General features: G+C 46.7%; 1 protein-coding gene. It reads right to left on the bottom strand.

The genetic code is table 11. The features are described 5' to 3' along the window. Positions 1–40: 40 nt before the first annotated feature. Positions 41–246 (bottom strand): hypothetical protein (locus tag SB753_RS40240; protein ID WP_410805571.1); only part of this gene is annotated, 206 nt, incomplete at its 5' end.

The raw sequence follows: 246 nt of genomic DNA, 5'->3' as shown, positions 1-246 counted from the left end.
CGGCAAGCTGGCCAGAGCTAATCTGGCGCGGTTACCCCGGCTAATGGGTTTGGGGTAACTTATCCAGGCCAAGAAGTTGCTCCACAAAAATCAGATTTAGTAAGGTGCCAGCTGCAACGCCCAAAATTATGCCAGTTGCTACTGCAGTAACAGGTGCAGGTAAAGACAACTCTATAACGAAATGGAGGTGCAGAATGGCGAAGCTCAGTATTATTAAACCCGCTGTAATGATATTAAACAACAAGC

Source organism: Paraburkholderia sp. SIMBA_053, from assembly GCF_046534895.1.
GTDB classification, from domain to species: Bacteria; Pseudomonadota; Gammaproteobacteria; order Burkholderiales; family Burkholderiaceae; genus Paraburkholderia; species Paraburkholderia caledonica.
This window is presented reverse-complemented; position numbering and strand designations above follow the sequence as displayed.